The 18,214-nt window shown below is 64.5% G+C and carries 20 protein-coding genes and 2 pseudogenes; 7 read left to right on the top strand and 15 right to left on the bottom strand.

From position 1 onward, the window contains the following. Nucleotides 1-89: 89 nt before the first annotated feature. A pseudogene (argB, locus tag QM701_RS04440) lies at nt 90-978 on the bottom strand (acetylglutamate kinase). A gap of 86 nt (nt 979-1,064) precedes the next feature. Between argB and QM701_RS04435 the strand changes: the two are divergent. Then, the gene (locus QM701_RS04435; RefSeq protein WP_415165881.1) at nt 1,065-1,271 is read left to right on the top strand and encodes a cysteine-rich CWC family protein; all 207 of its coding nucleotides are present in this window, start codon (nt 1,065-1,067) and stop codon (nt 1,269-1,271) included. On the opposite strand, the gene nudB is transcribed toward QM701_RS04435, so the two are convergent. The 10 genes and pseudogenes from nudB to QM701_RS04385 form a co-directional block, all read right to left on the bottom strand. Further along, nucleotides 1,243-1,686: a dihydroneopterin triphosphate diphosphatase gene (gene nudB, locus QM701_RS04430; RefSeq protein WP_415165880.1), complete on the bottom strand. Its 444-nt coding sequence runs from the start codon at nt 1,684-1,686 to the stop codon at nt 1,243-1,245. The genes QM701_RS04435 and nudB overlap by 29 nt on opposite strands. Continuing rightward, nucleotides 1,683-2,132, bottom strand: coding sequence for a barstar family protein (locus QM701_RS04425; RefSeq protein WP_415165879.1), 450 nt, complete (start codon nt 2,130-2,132; stop codon nt 1,683-1,685). Before QM701_RS04425 ends, nudB begins: the two co-directional genes overlap by 4 nt. After that, a complete protein-coding gene (locus tag QM701_RS04420) occupies nt 2,129-2,542 on the bottom strand; it encodes a ribonuclease domain-containing protein (protein WP_415165878.1) in 414 nt (137 codons plus the stop codon). Before QM701_RS04420 ends, QM701_RS04425 begins: the two co-directional genes overlap by 4 nt. A 5-nt stretch (nt 2,543-2,547) precedes the next feature. Next, nucleotides 2,548-4,348: pseudogene (gene aspS, locus QM701_RS04415) on the bottom strand (aspartate--tRNA ligase). 33 nt (nt 4,349-4,381) lie between these two features. Further along, nucleotides 4,382-4,990 carry a DUF502 domain-containing protein gene (locus tag QM701_RS04410; protein WP_415169343.1) on the bottom strand — a complete coding sequence of 203 codons (609 nt, stop codon included), beginning with the start codon at nt 4,988-4,990 and terminating at the stop codon, nt 4,382-4,384. Further along, nucleotides 4,990-5,253 carry an FmdB family zinc ribbon protein gene (locus QM701_RS04405; RefSeq protein ID WP_415165877.1) on the bottom strand — a complete coding sequence of 88 codons (264 nt, stop codon included), beginning with the start codon at nt 5,251-5,253 and terminating at the stop codon, nt 4,990-4,992. The genes QM701_RS04410 and QM701_RS04405 overlap by 1 nt, the downstream gene beginning before the upstream one ends. A 147-nt stretch (nt 5,254-5,400) precedes the next feature. Further along, on the bottom strand, nt 5,401-6,264 hold the full coding sequence (locus QM701_RS04400) for a prepilin peptidase (protein WP_415165876.1): 864 nt from the start codon (nt 6,262-6,264) through the stop codon (nt 5,401-5,403). 4 nt (nt 6,265-6,268) lie between these two features. Beyond that, on the bottom strand, nt 6,269-7,501 hold the full coding sequence (locus tag QM701_RS04395; protein WP_415165875.1) for a type II secretion system F family protein: 1,233 nt from the start codon (nt 7,499-7,501) through the stop codon (nt 6,269-6,271). A gap of 24 nt (nt 7,502-7,525) precedes the next feature. Beyond that, nucleotides 7,526-9,241 carry a type IV-A pilus assembly ATPase PilB gene (pilB, locus tag QM701_RS04390; protein WP_415165874.1) on the bottom strand — a complete coding sequence of 572 codons (1,716 nt, stop codon included), beginning with the start codon at nt 9,239-9,241 and terminating at the stop codon, nt 7,526-7,528. 163 nt (nt 9,242-9,404) lie between these two features. Continuing rightward, nucleotides 9,405-10,244, bottom strand: coding sequence for an inner membrane protein YpjD (locus QM701_RS04385; protein WP_415165873.1), 840 nt, complete (start codon nt 10,242-10,244; stop codon nt 9,405-9,407). A gap of 30 nt (nt 10,245-10,274) precedes the next feature. Between QM701_RS04385 and ffh the strand changes: the two genes are divergently transcribed. Then, the gene (ffh, locus tag QM701_RS04380) at nt 10,275-11,630 is read left to right on the top strand and encodes a signal recognition particle protein (protein ID WP_415165872.1); all 1,356 of its coding nucleotides are present in this window, start codon (nt 10,275-10,277) and stop codon (nt 11,628-11,630) included. Here ffh and QM701_RS04375 read toward each other — a convergent pair. Further along, nucleotides 11,627-12,253, bottom strand: coding sequence for a lytic transglycosylase domain-containing protein (locus QM701_RS04375; protein ID WP_415165871.1), 627 nt, complete (start codon nt 12,251-12,253; stop codon nt 11,627-11,629). The genes ffh and QM701_RS04375 overlap by 4 nt on opposite strands. Then, nucleotides 12,241-13,965: a proline--tRNA ligase gene (locus QM701_RS04370; RefSeq protein ID WP_415165870.1), complete on the bottom strand. Its 1,725-nt coding sequence runs from the start codon at nt 13,963-13,965 to the stop codon at nt 12,241-12,243. Before QM701_RS04370 ends, QM701_RS04375 begins: the two co-directional genes overlap by 13 nt. Before the next feature lie 131 nt (nt 13,966-14,096). Between QM701_RS04370 and QM701_RS04365 the strand changes: the two genes are divergently transcribed. The 3 genes from QM701_RS04365 to coq7 all read left to right on the top strand — a co-directional run bounded on the left by QM701_RS04365 (nt 14,097) and on the right by coq7 (nt 15,834). Further along, entirely contained in the window at nt 14,097-14,642 is a 546-nt protein-coding gene (locus QM701_RS04365; protein WP_415165869.1) for an RNA pyrophosphohydrolase, read from the top strand. A gap of 68 nt (nt 14,643-14,710) precedes the next feature. After that, a complete protein-coding gene (locus QM701_RS04360; protein WP_415165868.1) occupies nt 14,711-15,211 on the top strand; it encodes a CNP1-like family protein in 501 nt (166 codons plus the stop codon). Nucleotides 15,212-15,213: 2 nt separating this feature from the next. Beyond that, a complete protein-coding gene (gene coq7, locus QM701_RS04355; protein WP_415165867.1) occupies nt 15,214-15,834 on the top strand; it encodes a 2-polyprenyl-3-methyl-6-methoxy-1,4-benzoquinone monooxygenase in 621 nt (206 codons plus the stop codon). A 16-nt stretch (nt 15,835-15,850) separates the two neighbouring features. Here coq7 and QM701_RS04350 read toward each other — a convergent pair whose 3' ends face one another. Next, nucleotides 15,851-16,270 (bottom strand): OsmC family protein, encoded by a 420-nt coding sequence (locus tag QM701_RS04350; RefSeq protein WP_415165866.1) that lies wholly within the window; start codon nt 16,268-16,270, stop codon nt 15,851-15,853. Nucleotides 16,271-16,410: 140 nt separating this feature from the next. On the opposite strand from QM701_RS04350, the gene rplM reads away from it, so the two are divergent. Together rplM and rpsI are read left to right on the top strand one after the other, a co-directional pair. Beyond that, a complete protein-coding gene (gene rplM, locus QM701_RS04345; RefSeq protein ID WP_415165865.1) occupies nt 16,411-16,839 on the top strand; it encodes a 50S ribosomal protein L13 in 429 nt (142 codons plus the stop codon). A 9-nt stretch (nt 16,840-16,848) separates the two neighbouring features. Beyond that, complete coding sequence (rpsI, locus tag QM701_RS04340) at nt 16,849-17,241, top strand: 30S ribosomal protein S9 (RefSeq protein WP_415165864.1); 393 nt, start codon at nt 16,849-16,851, stop codon at nt 17,239-17,241. Nucleotides 17,242-17,350: 109 nt separating this feature from the next. Here rpsI and QM701_RS04335 read toward each other — a convergent pair whose 3' ends face one another. Further along, nucleotides 17,351-18,070: an HAD-IA family hydrolase gene (locus QM701_RS04335; RefSeq protein WP_415165863.1), complete on the bottom strand. Its 720-nt coding sequence runs from the start codon at nt 18,068-18,070 to the stop codon at nt 17,351-17,353. Nucleotides 18,071-18,214: the final 144 nt, after the last annotated feature.

The raw sequence follows: 18,214 nt of genomic DNA, 5'->3' as shown, positions 1-18,214 counted from the left end.
GAACTCCGCCGTACGGGAAGAAGCGGGAACGAGGGCCGGGGCGCAGGCCTGTGCTGCCCGCGCCGCGGCCCCGTTTCTCCGCACGGCGTTCACGACGATTTGATCATCGTGCCGAAACCGTGGCTGGTCAGGATTTCGAGCAGGAGCGCGTGTTCGACGCGGCCGTCGATGATGTGCACGCTCTTGACGCCGCTCTGCGCGGCTTCGAGCGCCGAACCGATCTTCGGCAGCATGCCGCCGTGCAGCGTGCCGTCCTCGACCAGAGCGTTGATCTGGGCCGGAGTGACGTCGGTGACCAGCCGGCCGTCCTTGTCGAGCACGCCCGGCGTGTTGGTCGAACAGCACGAGCTTCTCGGCCTTGAGGATTTCGGCGACCTTGCCGGCGACGACGTCGGCATTGATGTTGTAGGTCTCGCCGTTCTCGCCGACGCCGATCGGCGCGATGACCGGAATGAAGGTGCCGGCTTCGAGGTGGCTGATCAGCGCGGGGTCGATCTGCACGATGTCGCCGACCATGCCGATGTCGAGCAGGTCGGCGTGGTTGTCCCGGCTGTGCAGCATGAGCTTCCTGGCCCGGATCATGCCGCCATCCTTGCCGGTGAGGCCGACCGCCTTGCCGCCGGCCTGGTTGATCAGGTTGACCACGTCCTTGTTGACCTGGCCGCCGAGTACCATTTCGACGATTTCCATGGTCTCGGCGTCGGTCACGCGCATGCCCTGGATGAACTCGCCCTTTTTCCCGACCCGCGTCAGCAGGTTTTCGATCTGCGGCCCGCCGCCGTGCACGACGACGACGTTCATGCCGACCAGCTTGAGCAGGACCACGTCGCGCGCGAAGCACTGCTTGAGTTTTTCGTCGATCATCGCGTTGCCGCCGAACTTGACCACGATGGTCTTGCCGTGGAAGCGTTTGATGTACGGCAGGGCTTCTGCGAGGATGGCGGCTTCCTGCGCCGGCGAGATCTGTTCCAGAGTCATGGCAAGGTTCCTTTTCGAAGACTGCGGGATTTTACTCGGCGGCGAATCAAATAAAAAGCGGCGGCATGCCGCGAAAGGAAAAGAACGTGGCACCTCGAGAAAACGGCGAAAAACCCGATGCCGTCTGTCCGCGCTGCGGGCAGCATTTCGTCTGCGGCGCGGCGCGCGGACTGCGGGAATGCTGGTGCATGGAACGGCCGCTGCTGCCGCTGGAATCCGGCGAGGGCGGGCAGTGCCTGTGCCCCGACTGCTTCGACCGGCTGCTCAGCGAGCGCGCTTCTCCGGCAGCATGAGGATGGCGTCGCGGTTGCTCCAGGAGAAGCACTTGGCGGCCGCCTCGCGCCAGGGCAGCCAGACGTAGGCCAGGTGCTCGTCCGGGGCGAGGCGGACGGCCCGCGGCTGCGGCAGTTCGAGCGAGAAGACGTGCTCGGTGTTGTGCGTGACGCCGGGCGCATAGCGGAAGCGCCACTCGGCGAAGATCTCGAAGGTGTTGGTGACGCCCCAGTCCCTGAACGCCTCCGGCGGCGCCGCGATGCCGGTCTCCTCGGCGACTTCGCGCCGCGCCGTGCCGGGCAGCGTTTCGTCCGCCTCCTGGCTGCCGGTCACCGATTGCCAGTAGCCCGCGTGCGACGCGCGTTCGAGCAGCAGCACCTCCAGCGCCGGCGTATGGATGACGACGAGGACCGAGACCGGGCGCTTGTAGGTCATGCCAGTGTCGGCAGGAACGCCAGGCCGTCCGCGCGCAGGTCGTAGAAGACCCAGAAGGGAACGCCCTGCCGGCGCCATTCCCGGATGGCGTTGTCGAGCACGCCGTTGAGCCGGGCGAACGGCTCGCCGAGCTCATGCAGCGTGTCGGCGCCGGACAGGACGACGACGTAGCCGGGCGCTTCGTTCCAGGAGAAGTCGGTCAGGCAGTCGTTCAGGGCATCGAGGTTGGCGCCGTACCACTCCGGAAAGCCGAGGCCGCGCCCGAGCGCCTGCAGGACGACCGCGAGGTCGCCGGTTTCGCCAGCCTTGCCGAGATCGACTTCGAAGCACGCGAAGCCCAGCGTCCCGGCCGCCCGCCGCAGCGCCCCGACGCCGCTGGACGGCAGGTGGTAGATGCCGCTGAGGTCGGTTCGGGTCAACAGCGCGCGAAGTTGCTCCGTTTTCATGGGCGTTCCTGGATGCGGCGGAAATTCCGGTAGTGATCCTGAGTGTAGTAGTACTCGCCCGCTGCGGCGACGTCGCCGGACCGCCCGCCGCCGGCCACGATGCGCCGCGCGCCGCGGTCCCGGCTGCCGGGCGTGGGCACCGTGTATTCCCGGTAGTAGCCGCGCGGCCGTTCCGGCAGCCGTTTCTCGAAGTTGCCGAAGGTGGCGCCGTCCTTGCGCGGGAAGGGGAACGGCCCGCCGCGCTTGATCAGCGCCAGCGTCTCGCGCGCCTCGGGCGGCAGGTCGGCGAGGCGTATCGTGCCGATCCGTTCGGCCGTCCCTTCGCGGGCCGGCGCCAGGCGGCCGCCGAAAATGAAACCGGCCAGCGTCAGGAACAACGCCAGCCGGAAAAATGCCGCAAGCCGTTGCATCGGGCTCAGGTCTTGGGCGCCTCGGCCGTCTCGACCTTCTGGCGCAGGCGGATGTGCAGCTCGCGCAGCTGCTTCTCGGTCCACCGGGCTCGGTGCGTTGGTCAGCAGGCACTGCGCGCGCTGCGTCTTGGGGAAGGCGATCACGTCGCGGATCGACTCGGCGCCGGTCATCATGGTGACGATACGGTCGAGACCGAACGCTAGGCCGCCGTGGGGCGGGGCGCCGTACTTGAGCGCGTCGAGCAGGAAGCCGAACTTCAGGCGCGCTTCCTCGTCGCCGATACCGAGCGCCTTGAACACCTGCTCCTGCACGTCGGCGCGGTGGATACGCACCGAGCCGCCGCCGAGTTCCCAGCCGTTGAGCGCCAGGTCGTAGGCCTTGGCCAGGCACTTGCCCGGATCGGTCGCCAGCCAATGGATGTGGTCGTCCTTCGGGCTGGTGAAGGGGTGGTGGCAGGCGACCCAGCGCTGGTCCTCCGCGTCGTATTCGAACATCGGGAAGTCGACGACCCACAGCGGCTCCCAGGCGTTGCCGTTGACGAAGCCCTTCTCGTGGCCGATCTTGAGACGCAGCGCGCCGAGCGCGTCATTGACGATCTTGGCCTTGTCGGCGCAGAAGAAGATGACGTCGCCGTTCTGCGCGCCGCAGCGCTCGACGATGGTCTTGAGCGCCTGTTCGTGGAGGTTCTTGACGATCGGCGATTGCAGGCCGTTCTCGTTGGGCTGGGAGGCGTCGTTGACCTTGATGTAGGCCAGGCCCTTGGCGCCGTAGATGCCGACCAGCTGGGAATAGCCGTCGATCTCGCTGCGCGTCAGCCCGGCGCTGCCCGGCACGCGCAAGGCGGCGACGCGGCCGCCCTCGCTGTTGGCCGCGTTGGCGAAGACCTTGAAGGGCACGTCCTTGACCGCGTCGGTGATCTCGGTCAGTTCGAGCGTGACGCGCAGGTCCGGCTTGTCGGAGCCGAAGCGGTGCATGGCCTCGGCGTAGGAGATGCGCGGGAACGGATCGGGCAGGTCGGCGCCGATCGCTTCCTTGAAGACGTAGCGGATCAGGGCCTCCATGATCCCGGTGATCTCCTGCTCGTTCAGGAAGGAGGTCTCGATGTCGACCTGGGTGAATTCCGGCTGGCGGTCGGCGCGCAGGTCCTCGTCGCGGAAGCACTTGGTGAGCTGGTAGTAGCGGTCGTAGCCGGCGACCATCAGCAGCTGCTTGAACAGCTGCGGCGACTGCGGCAGGGCGAAAAACTGCCCCGAATGCACGCGCGACGGCACCAGGTAGTCGCGGGCGCCTTCCGGCGTGCTCTTGGTCAGCATCGGGGTTTCGATGTCGATGAAGCCCGCATCGTCGAGGAAGCGGCGGAACGCCCGCGCCGTCTTGTAGCGCAGCAGCATGTTCTTCTGCATCTGTGGACGGCGCAGATCGAGCACGCGGTGCGTCAGGCGCACGGTCTCGGACAGGTTGTCGTCGTCCAGGTTGAACGGCGGCGTGACCGACGGATTGAGCACGTCGATCGCGTGGCACAGGACTTCGACCTCGCCGCTCGGCATGTTGGGATTGACGGTGCCGGCCGGCCGGGCGCGAACCGTGCCGGTGATCTTCAGGCAGAACTCGTTGCGCACGGATTCGGCGATGGCGAACATGTCGGGGCGATCCGGGTCGCAGACGACCTGGGCCAGGCCCGCGCGGTCGCGCAGGTCGATGAAAATGACGCCGCCGTGGTCGCGCCGGCGATGGGCCCAGCCGCACAGGATGACCTCCTGGCCGATTGTCCGTGAGTCGAGTTGTCCGCAGTAATGGGTACGCATGCTGTTTTGGAAAAGAAAGGTTGATTGGGAAATCTAGGAGGGTTTTCTCGGGTGGGCGGGCGGTGCCACGACGCCCATCGAAATAATGTACTTGAGGGCTTCGTCGACGTCCATGTCCAACTCGATGACCTGGTCCTTCGGGAACATCAGGAAAAAGCCCGAGGTCGGGTTCGGCGTCGTCGGGACATAGACGCTGACGTGCTCGCCCGCCAGGTGATTGACCACGTCGCCGCCCGGTTCACCGGTCAGGAAGGCGATCGTCCAAGAGCCCTGATGGGGGTACTGCACCAGCAGCGGCTGCCGGAACGCCATCCCGGTCGGGGACAAGAGTGTATCGGAGACCTGCTTGACGCCGTTGTAGATCGAATTGACCACCGGAATGCGCGCCAGCAGCTTCTCCCACCAGTTGACCAGGCGCTGCCCGATGAAATTGGCGGCCAGCAGCCCCGTGGCGAGGATGAACACCACGGTGACGACGATGCCCGCACCCGGCAGGTCGAAGCCCAGCAGGTTGTGCGGACGGTACGCCTCCGGCAGCAGCAGCAGCGACTGATCCGCCACCCCGACGATCAGCGACAGGACCCAGGCGGTGATCGCCAGGGGCACCCAGATGAGCAGGCCGGTGATGAAATAGCGCTTGATCAATTGCCGGCGCACGCGGTGGCTCCGGGGCACGCCTGGCAGGCAGGCGGCGTTTCAGGCTTGGCCGGAGGCGCGCCGTTCTTCCCCTTGAAGTCGGTGGCGTACCAGCCGTTTCCCTTGAGCTGGAAGCCCGCGGCGGTCAGCTGTTTCTGGTAGGTATCCTGGTGGCATTGCGGGCAGGTGACCAGCACCGGCGCGTTCAGTTTCTGCAGATGATCTTTTTCAAAGCCGCACGAGGTGCAGCGATAGGCATAGATCGGCATGGTTCCATCCGTCAGCGAGACAAGGCGTGAGATTATACCCGAACAGAAAGGGGCAAACGCTGCCCCGGCAGCCGCGATATGCGGCTGAAATCCATGATTTCAAGACCTTATTCGGGCGGTACGCGGACGCCGCGGAAACGGCCGGCGTCAGATGAGGCGCAGGTAATGCTGCGTCAGCGTGTCGCCCCAGAAAACGGCGATCACGCCGGCCGTCGCGAGGTAGGGGCCGAAGGGGATGGGCACTTCCCGCCCGCGTTTCGCCAGCACGATGAGCAGGATGCCGACGACGGCGCCGACCATCGAGGAAAGCAGGACGATCAACGGCAGCATCTGCCAGCCCAGCCACGCGCCGAGCGCGGCGAGCAGCTTGAAGTCGCCGTAGCCCATGCCCTCCTTGCCGGTAAGCAGCTTGAACCCCCAATAGACCGACCACAGGGCCAGATAGCCCGCCATCGCGCCGATCACCGCCGACGGGAGGTCGGCGTAGGTGTTGCCGAGGTTGAACAGCAGGCCGCACCAGAGCAGCGGCAGCGTGATGGCGTCCGGCAGGTAGGTCGTGTCGAAGTCGATGAAGGTCAGGGCGATCAGCGCCCAGATGAGCAGGATGGCCCCCAGCGCGCTCCATCCGAAGCCGAAATGCACGGCGGCGAACGCGGTCAGCAGTCCGGTGACGGCCTCGACCAGCGGATAGCGCATGGAAATCGCCGCCTGGCACGCGGAACACTTGCCGCGCAGGAACAGCCAGCTGACGACGGGAATGTTCTCCAGCGCCGAGATCGCGTGGCCGCAGGCCGGACAGCGCGAACGCGGCGCGATCAGCGAGATCGTCTCGCCCTGCGGCGTTTCCTCGCCGCGCAGTTCCGCGCATTGGCATTGCCATTCCCGTTCCATCATCCGGGGCAGGCGGTGGATCACGACGTTGAGGAAGCTGCCGACCAGCAGGCCGAGGATGCCGCTGGCCGCCGGAAAAACGCCGGGATCGGCCAGCGCCTGCACGAATGAGGTGCCCATGGAGTCAGACGACCGAGCCGAGCTTGAAGATCGGCAGGTACATGGCGATCACCATGCCGCCGATGAGCACGCCGAGCACCACCATGATGAGCGGTTCCATGAGGCTCGACAGCGCTTCCACCGCGTCGTCCACCTCGGCCTCGAAGAAGTCGGCCACCTTGCCGAGCATCGAATCGAGGGAGCCGGATTCCTCACCGATGGCGACCATCTGGTTGACCATGTTCGGGAACAGGTTGGTATTCTGCATGGCGGAGGTGAGGCTGGTGCCCGTGCTGACTTCGCCCTGGATCTGGCGTGTTCCCTCTTTATAGACGTAGTTGCCGGCGGCGCCGCCGACCGAGTCGAGCGATTCGACCAGCGGCACGCCCGCCGCGAACATGGTGGCCAGGGTCCGCGTCCAGCGGGCGATGACCGATTTGCGGATGATCGGTCCGAAAATCGGGAGGCGGAGGAAGAACCGGTCGAGAACGAACTGCATCTTCTCGGAGCGCTTCCAGGCATAGAAGAAGGCGAAAATGCCGCCGAAGATCGCGCCGAAGATCAGCCACCAGTACTGCACGAAGAAGTCGGATATGGCGATGACCATCAGCGTCGGCGTCGGCAGGTCGGCGCCGAAGCTCTTGAAGACGTCCTTGAACGCCGGGATGACGAAGATCATGATCACCGCGGTGATGATGAAGGCGACGACGATGACCGCCGTCGGGTAGAACATCGCGGACTTGATCTTCGACTTGATGGCGAGCATTTTCTCCTTGTAGGTCGCCAGGCGGTCGAGCAGCGTTTCCAGGATGCCGGCCTGTTCGCCGGCGGCGACCAGGTTGCAGTAGAGCGGATCGAAATGCAGCGGGAACTTGCGGAACGCCTGCGACAGGGAGCTGCCCGTCTCGACGTCGGACTTGATGTCGAGCAGCAGCTTGCCCACCGACGGGTTGTCATGCCCGCGGCCGACGATGTCGAAGGTCTGCAGCAGCGGGACGCCGGATTTCATCATGGTGGCGAGCTGCCGGGTGAACAGGGCGATGTCCTTTTCGGAAACCTTGCGCCCGCCGCGGAATTTCTGCTTTGAGACCTTGGTGACCAGGATGCCCTGTCGGCGCAGGGTGGCGTTGACCACCGCTTCGCTCGCCGCGCGCTGTTCTCCCCGAACGATCTTTCCCGCCTTGTTCTTGCCGGTCCAGAGAAAGGTGAATTCCTTCGTTTCGTGCCGCTGCTTGGCCGGGTTCGCTGCCGTCGCCATAGGTGTCCGTCCCCCTTCTATGCTTTAAACATTGGTGCTGCCAAGCACCTCGTCGAGCGAGGTGAGTCCCTGCATCACTTTGAGCAGTCCGGAACGCCGCAGGTCGTTGACGCCCTCGCGGCGTGCCTGCTCCGCGATATCCAGCGAGGTTCCGTTGGTCATGATGATGCGCTGGATGGTTTCGGTCACCGGCATGACCTGGTAGATGCCGACCCGCCCCTTGTACCCGGAGCCCTTGCAGCGTTCGCATTCGCCCGGTCCGTAAACGGTCAGGCCGGCCTCGATGTCCTCCTCCGTGAACCCGGCGTTGAGCAGGGTCTCCAGCGGCGTGTCGAGCGGCTTCTTGCAGGAGCACAGCCGGCGCACGAGCCGCTGGGCGGTGATCAGGAGGACGCTGGAAGCGATGTTGAACGTGGGAATACCCATGTTCATCAGGCGCGTCAGCGTTGACGGGGCGTCGTTGGTGTGCAGCGTCGACAGCACCATGTGGCCGGTCTGGGCGGCCTTGATGGCGATCTCTGCCGTTTCCAGGTCGCGGATTTCGCCGACCATGATGATGTCCGGGTCCTGGCGCAGGAAGGCCTTGAGCGCCACCGGGAAGGTCAGGCCCTGGCGGTCGTCCACGTTGACCTGGTTGATGCCGGGCAGCGCGATTTCGGCCGGGTCCTCCGCGGTGGAAATATTGATTCCCGGCTTGTTGAGGATGTTCAGGCAGGTGTACAGGGACACCGTTTTCCCCGACCCGGTCGGGCCGGTGACCAGCACCATGCCATACGGGCGCTCGATGGCGTCGAGCAGCAGCGCCTTCTGGTCGGGGTCGTAGCCGAGCATGTCGATGCCCAGCGTGGCGCTGCTCGGATCGAGGATGCGCAGCACGATCTTTTCGCCATACATCGTCGGCAAGGTGCTGACGCGGAAATCGATGGCGCGGCTCTTCGACAGGACGAGGCGCATCCGGCCGTCCTGCGGGACGCGTTTTTCGGCGATGTTCAGGCGCGAGATCACCTTGATGCGCGAAGCGATCTTTTCCTTGATGGCTAGGGGCGGCGAGGCGATTTCGCGCAGCATCCCGTCGATCCGGAAACGGATGCGGTAGGTCTTTTCGTATGGCTCGAAATGGATGTCGGAGGCGCCGTCGTTGATCGCGTCGAGCAGCATTTTCTGGATGAAGCGCACCACCGGCGCGTCATCGACGTTGACCGAGGCCGATTCATCGACTTTTTCGGCCGCCTCCTCGTCGGTGAATTCGAGGTTGATGTCTTCGCTGGCCAGGCTCTTCAGCGTCTCTTCGGCCGACACCGACAATTTCGCAACGAGCGGCGCGAGCTGGGTTTCGTCGGCGATCACCGGGTCGACGGCCATGCCCGTTTGGAAACGGATCTCGTCCAGGGCGCGCAGGTTGGTCGGGTCGGCGATCGCGATGGCCAGGCGGTTGCCGCGCTTGTGCAGGGGAATGACGCGATGGGCGGCGATCAGCTTGCGGTCGATCGCCGTCGTAAGGATCTGCGCATCGTCGAAGGCGGCCAGGTCGAGCAGCGGATAACCGAAGGTGTCCGAGGCGAAGCGGGCGATTTCCGACGCCTTGAGCTTGTGCGAATTGACCAACTGCTCGATGAACGTGGTCCGCGTGGCGCCGGCCTGCGACAGCAATGCCTCGGCCTCGGATTCCTTGATCCGGCCGGCTTGGACGAGTGCGCGGGCGAGCCCGCTGAGGGTCGATTGTTGTGGGTTGGCTGCCATGTTCGATCACCGGTGGAAGCGACGATGCTTCCGCCGCCAGGGATCTTCAAATTCTGCCGATTATGTCATATTGATGATGCGTCGTGTTTCAGTATTTGTAAAAAAATCGCCGGCGACATGTTCGCCGGCTGTGTCTGCGGGGGCAGAGACACATCGCATGGCCTCACACCCGACCCAGCAGCACTTCCAGGACGAAACGGCTGCCGATGTAGGCCAGAATGAGCACGAGAAACCCCGCCAGCGTCCAGCGCAGCGCGATTCTTCCCCGCCAGCCGTAGTTGTACCGCCCGAACAGCAATGCCGCGAAGATCACCCATGAGGCAAAGGCGAACACGGTCTTGTGATCGAAAACGAAGGCCTTGCCGAAGATCTGCTCCGAGAAGGCCAGGCCGCTGATCAGCGTCAGCGTCAGCAGCAGGAAGCCGATGCCGATCATGCGGAAGAGCAGGGATTCCATGGACAGGATCGACGGCAGGCTGGCCTGGTGCCGGTTGAGGGTCTTGCGGTGCAGCTTGTGCTCGATGAAGCCCATGAACACGGCGTGCAGCGCGGACAGCGTGAACAGGCTGTACGCCAGCATGGCGACCAGGAAGTGCATCTTGAAGCCCATGGCCTGCGCGTGGGCGATCTCGTGCGTCTGCGGAAACGCCACCGGCAGGGCGGCGGACAGCGCGGCCAGGGGCAGCACCATGGGCTGCATGCCGTCCATGCGCGAGCGGAAGCTCTCCAGCCAGTAGATGAGCACGGCCAGCCAGAGCATCAGCGACGCGGCCAGGCTGAAGGAAAAACGCAGGCTTCCGCTGGAGAACAGTTCGTTGTACAGGCCGGCGCCCTGCAGGAACAGCGCGAAGGCGATGGCGCACCTTTCCCAGGTCTGCATCGGCAGCGGGTCCAGCGGCTTGCCGCTATCATTCCAGCGGGTATGCCAGAAATGGTAACCGAGCCCCGCATACAACAAGGCGGCAGCGATATGCGGCAGAAGGTGCAGTAGAATATCCGGCATTTTTTGAGTTTACACCAAGCCGGAAGCCAAATGCTCGATAACCTGACCCAACGCCTCGCCCGCGTGATGAAGACGCTCCGCGGCGAGGCGCGCCTGACCGAGGACAACATCGCCGACGCGCTGCGCGAGGTGCGCCTGGCCCTGCTGGAGGCCGACGTGGCCTTGCCGGCCGTCAAGGCGTTCATCGCGGCGGTCAAGGAAAAGGCCGTCGGCGAGGAAGTGATCGGTTCCCTGAGCCCGGGGCAGGCGCTGATCGGCGTCGTGCATCGGGAACTCACGGCCCTGATGGGGGAAGCGCACAGCGGACTCAACCTGGCGACCCAGCCGCCGGCCGTGGTGCTGATGGCCGGCCTGCAGGGTGCCGGCAAGACCACCACCGTCGGCAAGCTCGCCAAATTCCTGCGCGAAACGCAGAAGAAGAAGGTCCTGGTGGTTTCGTGCGACGTGTATCGGCCGGCGGCGATCGAGCAGTTGAAGACTGTGGCCGGGCAGGCCGGCGTGGAGTTCTTCCCTTCGTCGACGACCGACAAGCCGGTGGACATCGCGCGCAACGCGGTCGATTGGGCGAAGCGGCATTTCCACGACGTGCTGCTGGTCGACACCGCGGGCCGGCTGTCGATCGACGAAGCGATGATGAAGGAGATCGCCGAGCTGCACGCCGCGCTCAAGCCGATCGAAACGCTGTTCGTGGTCGACGCCATGCTCGGCCAGGACGCGATCAACACCGCCAAGGCCTTCAGCGACGCGCTGCCGCTGACCGGCGTGGTGCTCACCAAGCTCGACGGGGACTCGCGCGGCGGCGCGGCGCTGTCGGTGCGTCACGTCACCGGCAAGCCGATCAAGTACGCGGGCGTCGGGGAGAAGCTGACCGGCCTTGAGGCCTTCCATCCGGAACGGATGGCCTCGCGCATCCTGGGCATGGGCGACGTGCTGTCGCTGATCGAGGATGCGCGCAAGGGAATCGACGAGGCGAAGGCCATCGAGTTCGCCAAGAAGATCAAGTCGGGCAAGAGCTTCGATCTGAACGATTTCAAGGAGCAGATCGGGCAGATGCGCAAGATGGGCGGCATCACCTCGATGCTCGACAAGCTGCCGGCCCAGTTCGCCCAGGTGGCCGGCCAGATGCCGGCGGGAATGGAGGACAAGACCGTCCGGCGCATCGAGGGCATCGTCGATTCCATGACGCCGGCCGAGCGCAGCAAGCCCGAGCTGATCAAGGCCTCGCGCAAACGGCGCATCGCGGCGGGCGCCGGCGTTCAGGTGCAGGAAGTGAACCGCCTGCTCAAGCAGTTCGAGCAGACGCAGAAGATGATGAAGCAGTTCTCCAAAGGCGGCATCGGCAAGCTGATGCGCGGCATGAAGGGTATGCTGCCCGGCCTCCGTTAGGGCGAGGTTGCGCTGTTGCCGGCGACCGGGATGCGATTGCCGGCGTAAAGCCACTGCCCCTGCCAGGCGCCGCGCACCATGTTCGGGTATTCGGCGCGGCCGAGGCTGCCGTTGTAGCGCCCGAGCGCCCGGAACAGGTCGCCCCGCTCGATGTCCAGGTAATGCCGCAGGATCGTGCAGCCGTAGCGCAGGTTGGTGCGCAGATGGAAAAGATTGTCGTCCCCGCCGCCGATCAGCTTGATCCAGAACGGCATGACCTGCATGAAGCCGCGCGCGCCCGCCGACGACACGGCGTATTTCTTGAAGCCGCTTTCGACCTGGATCAGCCCGAGCACGAGCTGCGGGTCGAGCCCGGCGCGCGTCGCCTCGTAATGCACCGCACGCAGGAGTTCGTGCCGGTGGTCGCGGTTCGGAATCCGCTTTTCCAGGCGGCGCGACATTTCGGTCAGCCAGTCGACCGCCTCCATCGGATCGCGGAACGAGCTCTTGGGCGGCGCCTGGTCGGCGATCGTGCGCGACAGCGTGGCGCGCACGCTGTCCGACAACGGCTCGTACTTCTGCGCCCCGGCCAGCGCGGCAGCCGGGAACAGCAGCGCCAGGAGAACGAGGGTCAGGCGGCGCACAGCTTGGTTTTGATGAACTCGCCGATCGCGTCGAGCGGGACCATTTCCGCCTCGGCGTCGGTTCTGCCCTTGTATTCCAGCTTGCCTTCGCCCAGTCCGCGCTCGCCGACGACGATGCGGTGCGGGATGCCGATCAGTTCCATGTCGGCGAACATGACGCCCGGCCGCTCGTTGCGGTCGTCGAGCAGCACGTCGATGCCGGCCGCGCGCAGGTCGGCGTAAAGCCGGTCGGCGGCGGCCTTGACCGCTTCGCTCTTGGCGTAGCCCATCGGCACGATGCACACCTCGAAGGGCGCGATGGCGCGCGGAAAGACGATGCCGCGCGCGTCGTGGCACTGCTCGATGGCCGCGCCGACGATGCGCGACACGCCGATGCCGTAGCACCCCATTTCCATGACCTGGCTTTGGCCGTTGACGTCAAGGAAGCAGCACTTCAGCGCTTCCGAGTATTTCTTGCGCAGCTGGAAGATGTGCCCGACTTCGATGCCGCGGCAGATTTCCAGCCGGCCCTTGCCGTCGGGGGACGGGTCGCCGGCGACGGCGTTGCGCAGGTCGGCGACCTGCGCGGGCTCGGGCAGGTCGCGCCCGAAATTGACCCCGGTCAGGTGGTAGCCGGCGTCGTTGGCGCCGCAGATGAAATCGCTCATCGCCGCCACGGTGCGGTCGGCGAAGACGGGAATGCCGCCGATGCCGACCGGGCCGAGATAGCCGGGCTCGCAGCCGAGCGCCGCGACGATCTCGTCGTCGCGCGCGAAGCGGAAATCGCCGACGATCTTCTGCGTCTTGACCTCGTTGAGATCATGGTCGCCGCGCAGCAGGAGCATGGCGAAGCGGGCCTCCGTTTCGCCCTTCGGCGTACACATCACCGCGATGGCCTTGACGGTCTGCGTCAGCGGGGCGCCGAGGAATTCGGCCACGTCCTCGCAGCGCTTCTTCTCCGGCGTCGCCACCTTGGCCATCGCGGCCGTCGCCGCGGCGCGCGGCGTGGCCGGGGCGAGCGCCTCGGCGAGCTCGACGTTGGCGGCATAGTCCGAGTCCGGGCAGTACGCCAGCGCATCCTCACCCGAGTCGGCCAGCACGTGGAATTCGTGCGAGCCCGTGCCGCCGATCGAGCCCGTGTCGGCGGCGACCGCGCGGAACTTCAGACCCAGGCGGGTGAAGATGCGCGAGTACGTGTCGAACATGTTACGGTATTCGCGCTGCAGGTCTTCGTAGCTGGTGTGGAAGGAGTAGCCGTCCTTCATCAGGAATTCCCGGCCGCGCATGACGCCGAAACGCGGGCGGATTTCATCGCGGAACTTCATCTGCACCTGGTAGAAATGCACCGGCAGCTGGCGGTAGCTCTTGATTTCCCGGCGCACGATGTCGGTGACGACCTCCTCGTGCGTCGGCCCGATGACGAAATCGCGCTGGTGGCGGTCCTTCAGGCGGAGCAGTTCGGGGCCGTACTGGTCCCAGCGGCCCGATTCCTGCCACAGTTCGGCCGGCTGCACGGCGGGCATGAGCAGCTCGACCGCGCCCGCGCGGTCCATTTCCTCGCGCACGATGTTTTCCACCTTGCGCAGGACGCGCAGGCCCAGGGGCATCCATGTGTAAATGCCGCCGGCCAGGCGCTTGATCAGGCCGGCCCGCATCATCAGCTGGTGGCTGACGATCTCGGCGTCCGCGGGCGCTTCCTTCAACGTGGAAATGAAATAATTCGAGGTTCGCATTGTCGTTCGAGTTGTAGGTATTCAGGATAAAGACCGGATTTTACAGGACTACTCGAAAAGGCGTCGGCTTTCCAAGCCCCGGGAAATGTGAAAAAATCCGGCTAACCACTACATTTGCAGGTTTAGACGAAATGCTCGATCGTGAAGGCTACCGCCCGAACGTCGGCATCATCCTATGTAACGCGAAAAACGAGGTTTTCTGGGGCAAGCGGATTCGTGAACATTCCTGGCAGTTTCCACAAGGCGGCATCAAGCGCGGGGAAACCCCCGAGCAGGCGATGTACCGGGAACTCCACGAAGAAGTCGGGTTGCTCCCGGAGCACGTGAACGTCCTGGGCAGAACGAAGGACTGGCTGCGTTACGATGTGCCGATTCACTGGGTCAAGCGCGAATGGCGCGGAAGCTACCGTGGACAGAAACAGATCTGGTTCCTGCTGCGCCTGGTCGGCAGGGACAGCGACGTTTCCCTGCGCGCAACGGATCATCCCGAGTTCGACGCCTGGCGCTGGAACACGTATTGGGTGTCGCTCGATTCGGTCATCGAGTTCAAGCGCCAGGTTTACGAGCAGGCGCTGAATGAACTGGCGCGCTTCCTCGATTCCGATCATCGCCGCTGGCGGCGCGAGGCGGGCCGGCGGCGCAACGCGGGAAGGGCGGAGCTCGATCGCAACGAGTAGCGCCACCGACAGAAGCGGATGGATGGATGAGAAATATGGCTGCGATATGTCGTTTTATACCGGTTTTCGTGCTTGCCGGTCTGCTGCTTTCAGTTTTCCCGAAGCCGGTTTTCGCGGACTCCTTCGACAACGAGTTCGATGAAAAACCCTGGCAGGAGATCGAAGTCCAGCTGCCTCCGTTCCCGGAGCGCGACAACCTGATTCCGTTCAAGGTCGGCGCGGTGACCGACATGCGTTTCTTCATCGACGAAAAATCGATCTCGATCGGCAGCGACGACGTGATCCGCTATACGCTCGTCGTGATCAGCTCGTCGGGGGCGCAGAACATCAGCTTCGAGGGCATGCGCTGCACCACCGGCGAGCGGCGGGTCTACGCGTTCGGCCAGGCCGACCGCACGTGGTCCAAGGCGCGCAGCAACAAGTGGATCAGATTGCAGGGCGGCAGCAACTCGCATCACGTCGCGCTGTTTTCCGACTATTTCTGCGCGATCGGCCAGAAGGCCATCAGGACGCCGGAAGAGGCGGCTCGCGTCTTGCGTTACAGCAGGCAGTCACCGACGGGAGCATAGCCATGATCGACAACGCCGTCATCGAATTCGACAAGGTCCTGCGCACCCTGTTTTGCCGGGCGCCCACGATACGCGAGGTGCCGGGGCGCGGCCTGCCCGAGGCGCCGCTGTCCGCTGCGGAAAAGAAACATGCCGGCGCGCTGATGCGCGTCAATCACGTCGGGGAAATCTGCGCGCAGGCGCTCTATCAGGGGCAGGCCATGACCTGTCGCAATCCCGAGGTACGCCAGGCGCTCGAACAGGCGGGCCGCGAGGAAACCGAGCATCTGGCCTGGACCGAGCGCCGCATCGAGGAGCTGGGCGGGCGGAAAAGCCGGCTCAATCCGGTCTGGTATGCTGGCGCGCTGTCGTTCGGCGTCGTCGCGGGGAAGCTGGGCGAGGGATGGAACCTCGGTTTCCTCGCCGAAACGGAACGGCAGGTCGAAGCCCACCTGGACGGGCATCTGTCGCGCCTGCCGGAGGCCGATACCCGCTCGCAGGCTGTCGTCCGGCAGATGAAGCTCGACGAGAAGGAGCACGCCGACATGGCGGTCCGGCTGGGCGCCAGGGAACTCCCGGGGCCGGTCAAGACGGCCATGCGCCTGGCCGCCAGGGTGATGACCTCGACCGCCTACTACCTGTAGGCGGCCGCGCGGGCGATCACTCCTCGATGACTTCGACGTCGTGGGTGATGGTCGCCGTCTTGCCCAGCATGATCGAAGCTGAGCAGTACTTCTCCTTGGACAGTTCGATCGCGCGGGCGACGGCCTCGGGCTTGAGCTGCTTGCCGCTGACCCGGAAGTGGAAATGGATGCGGGTGAAGACCTTGGGGTCGGTTTCGGCGCGTTCGGCCTGCAGGCTGACCTCGCAGCCGGTGACGGCGTGCCGGCCTTTTTTCAGGATGGTGACCACGTCGAACGCCGTGCATCCTCCCGCGCCGGCCAGCAGCATCTCCATGGGGCGGGGCGCCAGGTTGCGGCCGCCGGCCTCGGGCGCGCCGTCCATGACGACCACGTGGTTGCTGCCCGTTTCGGCGAGAAATGACATGCCTCCATCGATCCACCTTACCTTGCACTCCATAACCTGGGGTTCCTTTCGTCGTTGCGGTCGGTATTGACTGGAAAAACAGGACGATATTAAAACATCGATTGACATGGATTGAGGGCTTACCCTAGAATGCACGGCTTTCCGTTATCAGGCTTACAAGGACGGCTTTAGAAATGAAGACTTTCTCCGCCAAGTCGCATGAAGTGAAGCGCGAGTGGCTCGTGGTCGACGCCACCGACAAGGTGCTTGGCCGCCTCGCGACCGAGATTGCCCGCCGCCTGCGTGGCAAGCATAAACCCGAATTTACGCCCCACGTCGACACCGGCGATTTCATCATCGTGACCAACGTGGAGAAGTTGCGCGTGACCGGCAACAAGGCCGAGGACAAGATGTACTACCGCCACACCGGTTTCCCCGGCGGGATCTATGAAACCAGCTTCAAGAAGATGCAACAGCGTTTCCCCGGCCGGATTCTCGAAAAGGCCGTGAAGGGCATGCTGCCGAAAGGCCCGCTGGGCTACGCCATGCTGAAGAAGATGAAGTGCTATGCCGGCGACGTTCATCCGCATGCGGCGCAGCAGCCGAAGGTTCTGGAAATCTAAGAGGTCGAAATGGCTGAAAATTACTACTATGGTACCGGGCGCCGCAAAAGCGCCGTTGCGCGCGTCTTCATGAAGCGCGGGGCGGGCAACATCGTCGTGAACGGCAAGCCCGTCGATGAATTTTTCTCCCGGGTGACGGGGCGGATGATCGTTCGTCAGCCGCTCGAACTGGTCGAACAGGCCGCCACCTTCGATATCCTGGTCAATGTCGCCGGCGGCGGCGAGTCCGGGCAGGCGGGCGCGGTGCGCCACGGCATCACCCGCGCGCTGATCGAATACGATGCGACGTTCAAGCCCGTGCTCTCGAAAGCCGGCTTCGTGTCCCGCGACGCGCGGGAAGTCGAACGGAAGAAAGTCGGTCTGCACAAGGCACGCCGGCGCAAGCAGTTCTCCAAGCGCTGATTCGCCCGTTTCCTGTTATCGGATATGCAAAGCCGCCCGGATGGGCGGCTTTGTGCTTTCCGGGTCCCGCAGCGCGCGCGTTGCCGCCCGCGGGACGCGCAGACACCGGTCAGGAAGTGCTCGCCGTGGCGTGCCACAGGCGCAGCTTGTCCAGCGACAGGTTTTCCGTTTCGTGCAGAACCATGCGCGCGCCCTCGAAATCCTCGTCGTGCGTGTAATCGCTGAGCGTGATCACGGTCGGGATGCCGGCGGCCAGGCTGGCGGCCAGGCCGTGCGCCGAATCCTCGACGACCAGGCAGTCGCGCGCGGGCAGGTTGAGCTGTTCGAGCACTTTCTTGTAGACGTCCGGCGACGGTTTCTTGGCCTGCACCAGTTCGCCGGTGACGATGGCGTCGAACCAGGCGTCGGCGTTCGGGCCGAGGTTGGCGCGCAGCAGGCCGACGACGTTCTCCTGCTTGGAACTCGATGCGATCCCCAGGCGCACGCCTTCGGTGCGCGCGTCGCAGATCAACTGGCCGATGTCGCCGCGCAGCGGAATCGCGCCGGCGGCCAGCAGGCGCTGGTAGTTGCGCGTCTTGATTTCGTGCACGCGATGCATCAGCTCGTCGAAGTCCGGACGGGCGCGCGTGGCGGGATCGAAATGTTCGGCGTAGAAATAGAGCCGTTCCAGCCCGCCGCCCTTGATCAGCAGGGTGCCGTAAAACGATTCGTCCCAGTGCCAGGGCAGCCCGAGTTCGGCGAACGCCGCGTTGAACGCGGGGCGATGGCCGTCGCGTTCGGTGTTGGCCAGGGTTCCATCGACATCGAAAATGAGTGCGCGCAAAGCCATGGAATAGTACCCGAAGTTGTTTATTAATAAGGGGATGCCAAGAGTAGCCTATTTTTTCCGCTGAAGTTGTTCCGATTAGTCATATTTACCGAAATAATTAGCAATTCCTAAGGATGTGCACTCGATGGTACACTTGGCTACTCT

It is taken from the genome of Propionivibrio sp. (assembly GCF_047602565.1).
Taxonomy (GTDB): Bacteria; Pseudomonadota; Gammaproteobacteria; order Burkholderiales; family Rhodocyclaceae; genus Propionivibrio.
Note: the sequence above shows the minus strand (reverse complement) of the source record. Positions and strands in the feature narration are given on the sequence as shown.

Excerpts from the sequence above, each read along its gene's own strand:
- ffh (WP_415165872.1), top strand. The coding sequence starts at position 10,275 with ATGCTCGATAACCTGACCCAACGCCTCGCCCGCGTGATGAAGACGCTC.
- QM701_RS04335 (WP_415165863.1), bottom strand. The coding sequence starts at position 18,070 with ATGGCTTTGCGCGCACTCATTTTCGATGTCGATGGAACCCTGGCCAAC.
- QM701_RS04370 (WP_415165870.1), bottom strand. The coding sequence starts at position 13,965 with ATGCGAACCTCGAATTATTTCATTTCCACGTTGAAGGAAGCGCCCGCG.
- coq7 (WP_415165867.1), top strand. The coding sequence starts at position 15,214 with ATGATCGACAACGCCGTCATCGAATTCGACAAGGTCCTGCGCACCCTG.
- QM701_RS04385 (WP_415165873.1), bottom strand. The coding sequence starts at position 10,244 with ATGCCGGATATTCTACTGCACCTTCTGCCGCATATCGCTGCCGCCTTG.
- QM701_RS04365 (WP_415165869.1), top strand. The coding sequence starts at position 14,097 with ATGCTCGATCGTGAAGGCTACCGCCCGAACGTCGGCATCATCCTATGT.
- QM701_RS04425 (WP_415165879.1), bottom strand. The coding sequence starts at position 2,132 with ATGAAAACGGAGCAACTTCGCGCGCTGTTGACCCGAACCGACCTCAGC.
- pilB (WP_415165874.1), bottom strand. The coding sequence starts at position 9,241 with ATGGCAGCCAACCCACAACAATCGACCCTCAGCGGGCTCGCCCGCGCA.
- rplM (WP_415165865.1), top strand. The coding sequence starts at position 16,411 with ATGAAGACTTTCTCCGCCAAGTCGCATGAAGTGAAGCGCGAGTGGCTC.
- QM701_RS04400 (WP_415165876.1), bottom strand. The coding sequence starts at position 6,264 with ATGGGCACCTCATTCGTGCAGGCGCTGGCCGATCCCGGCGTTTTTCCG.
- QM701_RS04395 (WP_415165875.1), bottom strand. The coding sequence starts at position 7,501 with ATGGCGACGGCAGCGAACCCGGCCAAGCAGCGGCACGAAACGAAGGAA.
- QM701_RS04405 (WP_415165877.1), bottom strand. The coding sequence starts at position 5,253 with ATGCCGATCTATGCCTATCGCTGCACCTCGTGCGGCTTTGAAAAAGAT.
- rpsI (WP_415165864.1), top strand. The coding sequence starts at position 16,849 with ATGGCTGAAAATTACTACTATGGTACCGGGCGCCGCAAAAGCGCCGTT.
- nudB (WP_415165880.1), bottom strand. The coding sequence starts at position 1,686 with ATGACCTACAAGCGCCCGGTCTCGGTCCTCGTCGTCATCCATACGCCG.
- QM701_RS04350 (WP_415165866.1), bottom strand. The coding sequence starts at position 16,270 with ATGGAGTGCAAGGTAAGGTGGATCGATGGAGGCATGTCATTTCTCGCC.
- QM701_RS04420 (WP_415165878.1), bottom strand. The coding sequence starts at position 2,542 with ATGCAACGGCTTGCGGCATTTTTCCGGCTGGCGTTGTTCCTGACGCTG.